The organism is Gammaproteobacteria bacterium, assembly GCA_011375345.1.
Lineage (GTDB): Bacteria > Pseudomonadota > Gammaproteobacteria > DRLM01 > DRLM01 > DRLM01.
The window spans coordinates 1-7773 of record DRLM01000137.1 but is presented as its reverse complement, the minus strand read 5'-3'; the positions used below and the strand labels follow the sequence as shown (position 1 = coordinate 7773).

8 protein-coding genes are annotated in these 7773 nt (G+C 58.8%); all 8 read right to left on the bottom strand.

The genetic code is table 11. The features are described from left to right. A partial coding sequence (gene nuoI / locus ENJ19_10550; protein HHM06164.1) for an NADH-quinone oxidoreductase subunit NuoI occupies window positions 1-357 on the bottom strand: 357 nt, incomplete at its 3' end. 15 nt (window positions 358-372) lie between these two features. Next, on the bottom strand, window positions 373-1419 hold the full coding sequence (gene nuoH / locus ENJ19_10545) for an NADH-quinone oxidoreductase subunit NuoH (GenBank protein HHM06163.1): 1047 nt from the start codon (window positions 1417-1419) through the stop codon (window positions 373-375). 7 nt (window positions 1420-1426) lie between these two features. Beyond that, entirely contained in the window at window positions 1427-3799 is a 2373-nt protein-coding gene (locus ENJ19_10540) for an NADH-quinone oxidoreductase subunit G (protein ID HHM06162.1), read from the bottom strand. 44 nt (window positions 3800-3843) lie between these two features. Further along, a complete protein-coding gene (gene nuoF, locus ENJ19_10535) occupies window positions 3844-5124 on the bottom strand; it encodes an NADH oxidoreductase (quinone) subunit F (protein HHM06161.1) in 1281 nt (426 codons plus the stop codon). A 5-nt stretch (window positions 5125-5129) separates the two neighbouring features. Continuing rightward, window positions 5130-5621, bottom strand: a complete 492-nt coding sequence (gene nuoE / locus ENJ19_10530) for an NADH-quinone oxidoreductase subunit NuoE (protein HHM06160.1) — start codon at window positions 5619-5621, stop codon at window positions 5130-5132. After that, the gene (locus ENJ19_10525) at window positions 5618-6871 is read right to left on the bottom strand and encodes an NADH-quinone oxidoreductase subunit D (protein ID HHM06159.1); all 1254 of its coding nucleotides are present in this window, start codon (window positions 6869-6871) and stop codon (window positions 5618-5620) included. The genes nuoE and ENJ19_10525 overlap by 4 nt, the downstream gene beginning before the upstream one ends. Further along, window positions 6864-7496 (bottom strand): NADH-quinone oxidoreductase subunit C, encoded by a 633-nt coding sequence (locus tag ENJ19_10520; GenBank protein HHM06158.1) that lies wholly within the window; start codon window positions 7494-7496, stop codon window positions 6864-6866. Before ENJ19_10520 ends, ENJ19_10525 begins: the two co-directional genes overlap by 8 nt. Window positions 7497-7514: 18 nt before the next feature. Then, window positions 7515-7773 (bottom strand): NADH-quinone oxidoreductase subunit NuoB (nuoB, locus tag ENJ19_10515; protein HHM06157.1); only part of this gene is annotated, 259 nt, incomplete at its 5' end.

Genomic DNA, 7773 nt, shown 5'->3' with positions numbered 1-7773 from the left:
TTCGACGATGGAGTCCACCGGACAGGATTCTTCACAGAAACCGCAATAGATGCATTTGAACAAATCTATGTCATAGCGCGTTGTGCGGCGCGTGCCATCCGCGCGCTTTTCCGATTCAATGGTAATCGCCAGGGCGGGACACACTGCCTCACAAAGCTTGCATGCGATACAGCGCTCTTCGCCATTGGGATAACGGCGCAGGGCATGCAAGCCCCGGAAGCGCGGCGACATGGGTGTTTTTTCTTCCGGATACTGCACTGTGATTTTCTTGGCGAACAAGTACCGGCCGGTGAGTTTCAAACCCATCAGCAGTTCCACCAGCATGAGGCTGCGAAAATAATTGACGACTGTATTCATGAGCGACCCGCCGCCTTAGTCAAACCAGGGACCCAGTTCCGCCAACACCGCCGCGCCGGCGACCAACAACCAGACGATGGTAATGGGGATAAACACTTTCCACCCCAGACGCATGATCTGGTCGTAGCGATAGCGCGGGAAAGTGGCGCGAAACCATAGAAACAAAAACAGGAAAAACGCTGTTTTGGCCAACAGCCAGGCAATGCCCGGTACCCAGCCAAACAAACCTTCGAGCAGCGGAATGCCTTGAAAAGGCGACAGCCAGCCGCCGAAAAACATCAGCGCCGTGAGCACTGAAATCAAAATCATGTTGGCATATTCAGCCAGGAAGAACAGCGCGAAGGTCATACCCGAATATTCGACATGGAAGCCTGCGACAATCTCCGACTCACCTTCGGCCACATCAAAGGGGGCCCGGTTGGTTTCGGCCACACCAGAGATGAAGTACACCAGACACAGGGGCAGCAACGGCAGCCAGAACCAGTGCAGTAAACTGCCGTCCTGGCGGGTCACCACATCGCCCAGGTTCAAACTGCCCGCCGCAATCAGCACGCCCACCAAGGCAAAACCCATGGCAATCTCGTAAGACACCACCTGGGCGGCGGATCGCAGCGCGCCCAGGAAGGCATACTTGGAGTTGGAGGCCCAACCGGCAATGATGATGCCGTACACACTCATGGAGGTCAGCGCGAGGATATACAACAGGCTGGCGTCAATATCCGCCAATACCCAACCGTCATCGAACGGCACCACGGCCCAGGCGGCCAGTGACGGCGCCAACACCAGGCACGGGGCAATGATGAACAAAAACCGGTTGGCATTGGTGGGGATGATGATCTCTTTCATCATCAACTTGAGACCATCGGCAATGGGCTGCAGCAAACCGCGCGGCCCCACCCGGTTCGGTCCGATGCGCACTTGGACGTAACCGATGACTTTACGCTCGGCGAGGGTCAGGTATGCCACACTGAGCATGATGGGCACGACGATAATGACGATTTTCAGCAGAATGAGTACGACCGCAGGGAGCGCCGCCAAGGTGCTTTCAATGAATTCAATCATGGTCCTGTCAAGCCTTGCTGATTTCAATGGCGCTGGCATGAGCGGCCAGGCCGGCGCTCTCCCTCAGGCCGGCGGGTATCCATACACAGCCTGCGGCTACCCGGGCATCGACAACAACAGGCAACGTCACCGCGGCCTCGCCCTGTTTTGCTTCCACGCTGTCACCCTGGGCCACACCCAGATTTTTGGCCGTCACTTCATTCAGATAGACCGCCGCCGGTACGGCGTCGGCGGTAGCCTGCAAAGCGCCCGCCCGGCGCACGACATTGTCCACAGCATAAGGTGGCACATCCGCGAGGCGCCAAAGCTGCTCCGACAGCGGTGACAATGCGGCCGGGGCAGTATCGGCCAGCAGGGCCGGCACCAAGTCTTGGGATTTGCCCGTTTCGGGCAAAGCAGCCCGCACCTCTTCTACCGAGGTGTAGTCAAAGCCGTCCAGACCGAGGACGTTGCCCAGCACCCGCAAGACCTTCCACGCCGGGCGTGCCTCACCCGGACCAGTGCTGGTGCCGGTAAAGAACTGCCAGCGGCCCTCAGCGCTGACAAACGTTCCCGCCGTTTCGGCAAATGTCCCCACAGGCAAAATCACGTCGGCGTAGTCGCGCATGGCGTCCGTTACAAATGGAGTGAGAACAACAACGCTCTGCGCTGCGGACAGCGCCTTCATCGCTTCAGCCGGATCCGCGCAATCCAGCTCCGGTTCAATGTTGAGCAACAGGTAGGCCCGCAGGCCCTGCGCCAGCATTGCCCGGGCATCCAGGCCGGGCTCGCTCAACGGTTGTGCAGCCGGGCCGCGGTGCGGTATTGCACCCGCCAACCAGGCCCCGGCGCTGTTGGCGCCCGGAGTAAACAAGCCCAGGCTGGAATGGGTGCGGCTGGCAATGAACGCGGCCAGGGTGCGCAGCACGGATGCCGCGGGATGAGCCAGCGCCGACGCACCCAGAAACACGGCGCTGCGATCGCCACGCTGCAGCCGTTCCGCCATCGCTTTGTGCGTATCGCTGACGGGCGCCGCGGCCAAGCACTCCGTCAACGCCCGGGGGGCATCCGCGGCCCCGTCATCCACCAGTGCCCTGGCCACGCCGGCCAACGCCCGCTCCATGGCAATGGGGTCGGCGATAATTTTCTCCGCCAGCGGAAAGCGGAACTCATAATCCATGGAATTGATCACCATGAGCGCACCGCCCCGCACGGCTGCCTTGCGCAGGCGATGGCCAAGAAGGGGTTGTTCCTTGCGCACGTTGGAACCGATCAGCAATACGCTGTCCAACAACTCCAGCTCTTCTATGGCCACCCCCAGTGTGGGTGCGGCGGGCATACGGGACTGATCGGCAAAATCACCGTCCCGCAGACGATGGTCGATATTGTTGGATCCCAAAGCCCGCATCATTTTCTGCGCCAACAAACACTCTTCCAATGTGGAAGAAGGTGAGACCAGCATGCCGATTTGCCCGGCACCATGGCGACCCAGGGTCTGTTTGAGCGCGGCAGCGGCGGTTTCCAGCGCTGTTTCCCACTCTGCCTCCACCCACTCGCCGTCTTTGCGCAACAGAGGTGTCGTGGCCCGGTCTGCGCTGGCCAGACCCTGGTAACTGTAGCGGTCACGGTCGGCAGCCCATGTTTCGTTGATGGCCTCGTTCTCCCGGGGCAGCACCCGCATGACCCGGCCGCCCCGCACATGCAGGAAAAGGTTGGCGCCGACACAATCGTGGGGCGATACCGCCTCCAGCGCGGTCAATTCCCACGGACGGGCGGTGTAACGAAAGGGCTTGGAGGTCAAGGCACCCACCGGACAAAGATCGATAACATTACCTGACAGCTCGGAGGATACCGCCCGCTCGACATAGGTGCCGATTTCCATGTGCTCGCCCCGTCCCGTCGCCCCGAGTTCCTTGATGCCGGCTATTTCATCACCGAAACGGACACAACGCGTACAATGGATACAACGCGTCATATCCGTGGCAATCAGGGGACCGAGTTCTTTTTCCCCGACAACTCGCTTGCTCTCGTGATAGCGGGAGTGGTCCCCACCAAAACCCACGGCCACATCCTGCAAGTCACATTCCCCCCCCTGGTCGCAAATGGGGCAATCCAGGGGGTGGTTGATAAGCAAAAACTCCATCGTTCCGTGCTGGGCATCCAGGGCTTTCGCGGATTTGGTGTAAACCTTCATGCCTTCGGTCACAGGGGTGGCACAGGCGGGCAGGGGCTTGGCTGCCTTTTCCACCTCCACCAGGCACATGCGGCAATTGGCGGCGACGGAAAGTTTCTTGTGATAGCAAAAACGTGCAATGGGAATGCCGGCCTCATCGGCGGCTTCAATCACCATTGCCCCATCCCGTGCCGTTATGGATACGCCGTCAATTTCGATGTTTACCATCGCCGCTCTCTCTGACTACACCCACGCCCCACCGGCGCCGGCCTTTAAATGCTACCGGGCCCGACCTGGCACTTGCCGTGGTCAATATGATGCTGAAACTCGTCCCGGTAATGCTTTACGAAACTGGCCACCGGCATGGCCGCCGCATCACCCAGCGCGCAGATCGTGCGCCCCTGGATCCGGTTGGACACATCAACCAACAGGTCTAGATCTTCCTGCCGCCCCCGGCCGTGCTCAATGCGGTGCACCATACGCGCTAACCAGCCGGTACCCTCACGGCACGGTGTGCACTGCCCACAGGACTCTTCGTAGTAGAAGTGGGATATACGTGCCAGCACCTTCACCATGCAGGTGTCTTCATCCATCACTATCACCGATCCGGCCCCCAACATGGAGCCCGCTTTGGCGATGGAGTCATAGTCCATGGACACCTCCATCATGGCGTCACCGGGCACTACCGGCACGGACGACCCGCCGGGAATCACCGCCTTGAGTTTTTTGCCGCCGCGCATGCCGCCGGCCATCTCCAGCAATTCTGAAAACGGTGTCCCCATGGGCACTTCGTAATTGCCCGGCTTGTTCACATGACCGGAAACGGAGAAAATCTTGGTACCGCCGTTGTTGGGCTTGCCCAGTTCCAAAAACCACTTGCCGCCGTTGCGCATGATGGCGGGAACGGAGGCCAGGGTTTCGGTGTTGTTGATGGTGGTGGGACGGCCATACAGGCCGTAGCTGGCCGGAAACGGCGGCTTGAAACGGGGCTGCCCTTTCTTGCCCTCCAGAGATTCCACCAGGGCGGTTTCTTCACCGCAAATATAGGCTCCGGCACCCAGGTGGGTATGGATGTCGAAGTCGAAACCGGTGCCCAGAATATTCTTGCCCAGGTAGCCGGCCTCGCGCGCCTGCACCAAAGCCGCCTCAAAGCGTTCAAAGGGTTCCCAGAATTCGCCCCGGATGTAGTTGTAACCCCTGCTCGCGCCGATGGTGTAACCGGCAATCGCCATACCTTCGATGACGGCATGAGGGTTAAAACGCAGAATATCGCGGTCTTTGAACGTGCCCGGCTCGCCTTCGTCGGAATTGCACAAAATATATTTTTGGCCGGCCGAAGAGCGGGGCATAAAGCTCCATTTCAATCCCGTGGGAAAACCCGCACCGCCACGACCGCGCAAGGCAGAGGTTTTCAATTGATTGATAATTTCCTCGGGCGAGGTTTTGTCCCTGAGGATCTTCTCCCACGCCGTATAGCCGCCCACCTGGCGATAAGCGTCCAGGCTCCAGGGCGTGTCGTGACCCAGTGTTATGAAACATACTTCATTGGCCATGGCGCTTACTCTAAGCTGTCCAAAATGGCGTCGATCTTGTCAGGCGTGAGATTCTCGTAGTACTGCTTGCCGATCTGCATCATCGGCGCGCCGGCACAAGCACCCAGGCATTCGACTTCCTTCAAGGTGAACTTGCCGTCCGCACTGGTCTCACCCAACTTGATCCCGATTTTTTCCTCCAGATGGCGAACCACGTCCTCAGAACCGCACAACATGCACGAGACGTTGGTGCAAACACATATCTTGTGCCGCCCCACGGGTTGCAAATCGTACATGCTGTAGAAGGTCGCCACCTCGTAGACGGAAACCGGCTCCATCCCCAGGTAGTCCGCTACGGCATCCATGGATTCCGTGGTCAACCAGCCCTGCTCTTCCTGCACCAGACGCAGGGCGGCCATTACGGCCGACTGCTTGTGCTCCGGCGGATACTTTGCCACCCACTGGTCGATACCGGCCCGCACCTTGGCAGACAACTGCTTGGACTCCGGCGCGCTCATCGGTCGATCTCCCCGAACACGATATCCTGAGTACCAATGATGGCCACCACATCCGCCAGCATGTGGCCGCGGCACATCTCATCCAGGCCTGCGAGGTGGGCGTAACCGGGAGCGCGGATTTTCACGCGATAGGGTTTGTTGGCGCCATCGGAAATGATGTACACACCAAACTCGCCCTTGGGGTGTTCCACCGCGGCATAGGCCTCGCCTTCGGGCACGCAATAGCCTTCGGTGAACAGTTTGAAGTGGTGGATGAGCGCCTCCATATCTGATTTCATCTGTTCACGCTTGGGCGGCGCAACCTTGAAGTTGTCAATCATCACCGGACCGGGGTTTTTTCGCAGCCAGTCAATGCACTGTCTGATAATGCGATTGGCTTGGCGCAATTCCTCAACCCGCACCAGATAACGATCATAACAATCGCCGTTCACACCCACGGGGATATCAAAATCCAACCGGTCGTAAACCTCATAGGGCTGTTTCTTGCGCAGATCCCACTCCACGCCGGAACCGCGCAACATGGGACCGGTAAAGCCGAGCTGCAAGGCGCGTTCAGGTGACACCACACCAATACCCACGGTACGTTGTTTCCAGATCCGGTTTTCCGTGAGCAGGGTTTCATACTCGTCCACGTACCTGGGGAAACGCTCGGTGAAGTCTTCGAGGAAATCGAGCAGGGAACCCTGCCGATTGCGGTTCAAACGTTCGACGTCTTTGGCGCCATGCCATTTGGAGGTGCTGTATTGGGGCATGCTGTCGGGCAGATCGCGGTACACGCCGCCGGGACGGTGATAGGTGGCATGCATCCGGGCCCCGGAGACCGCCTCATAGCAGTCGAACAAGTCTTCACGCTCGCGGAAGCAATACAGGAACACGGTCATGGCCCCGATATCCAGGGCGTGCGCCCCCAGCCACAACAGATGATTGAGAATGCGGGTGATCTCATCGAACATCACGCGGATATACTGGGCCCGCAAGGGCGGCTCTATGCCCAACAATTTTTCTATTGCCAGTACATAACCATGCTCATTGCACATCATGGACACGTAATCAAGCCGGTCCATGTATCCGATGCTTTGGTTGAAGGCTCTGGCCTCTGCCAGTTTTTCGGTACCGCGATGCAACAGGCCAATATGCGGGTCGGCACGGACGATGGTCTCACCATCCATTTCCAGCACCAGCCGCAGCACACCGTGGGCGGACGGGTGCTGCGGGCCGAAGTTCATGGTGTAGTTACGAATCTCAGCCACGTCTCACCTCAGACAACTCGGGCACTTCACCCTCATAACGACTGTCGTGACGTATCACGCGGGGCACCAGCTCACGCACCTCGGTTGCCACGGGTTCGTACACGACGCGGCGCTTTTCCGGATCGTAGCGCATTTCCACGTGACCGATCAGGGGAAAATCCTTGCGGAAGGGATGACCAATGAAGCCGTAGTCGGTCAGAATGCGGCGCAAATCGGGATGGTTGTCGAACAAGATGCCAAACAGGTCGAACGCTTCGCGCTCAAACCAGTTGGCCGCGTTCCAGACACCCACGACGGAATCCACCCGCGGCGCCTCATGATCGAGAAACACCTTGAGGCGCAGGCGGTGATTGTTTTTGACAGACAGCAAATGATAGACAACAGCGAAGCGCGGGCTGCGCCCCTTCTCCTCACCGTAAGTGAGGTAGTCCACGCCACACAAATCCATAAGCTGGTCAAAAGCAAGCTCCGGTTCGTCGCGCAGGGCCTGACAAACGTCGAGAACATGTTCACGGGATATCTGAACGTTCACTTCATCCAACGCTACGCTGCATTGCTCCAGCACCGCTGCAAAACGTTCTTGCAGGCGCGCGGCCAAGCGCTGATTACGTTCAGACCAAGACATGGATTCCCCCTCTGTCCCTTAGCGGGCGATGGTGTTCGTGCGCCGGATTTTGTTTTGTAATTGAATCACGCCGTACAGCAGTGCTTCTGCCGTAGGCGGGCAACCCGGTACATATATATCCACCGGCACGATACGATCGCAGCCCCTCACTATCGCATAAGAATAGTGATAATAACCGCCCCCGTTGGCGCACGAGCCCATGGAGATCACCCAGCGGGGCTCGGACATCTGGTCGTATACCCGCCTGAGTGGCGGTGCCATTTTGTTCACCAGGGTG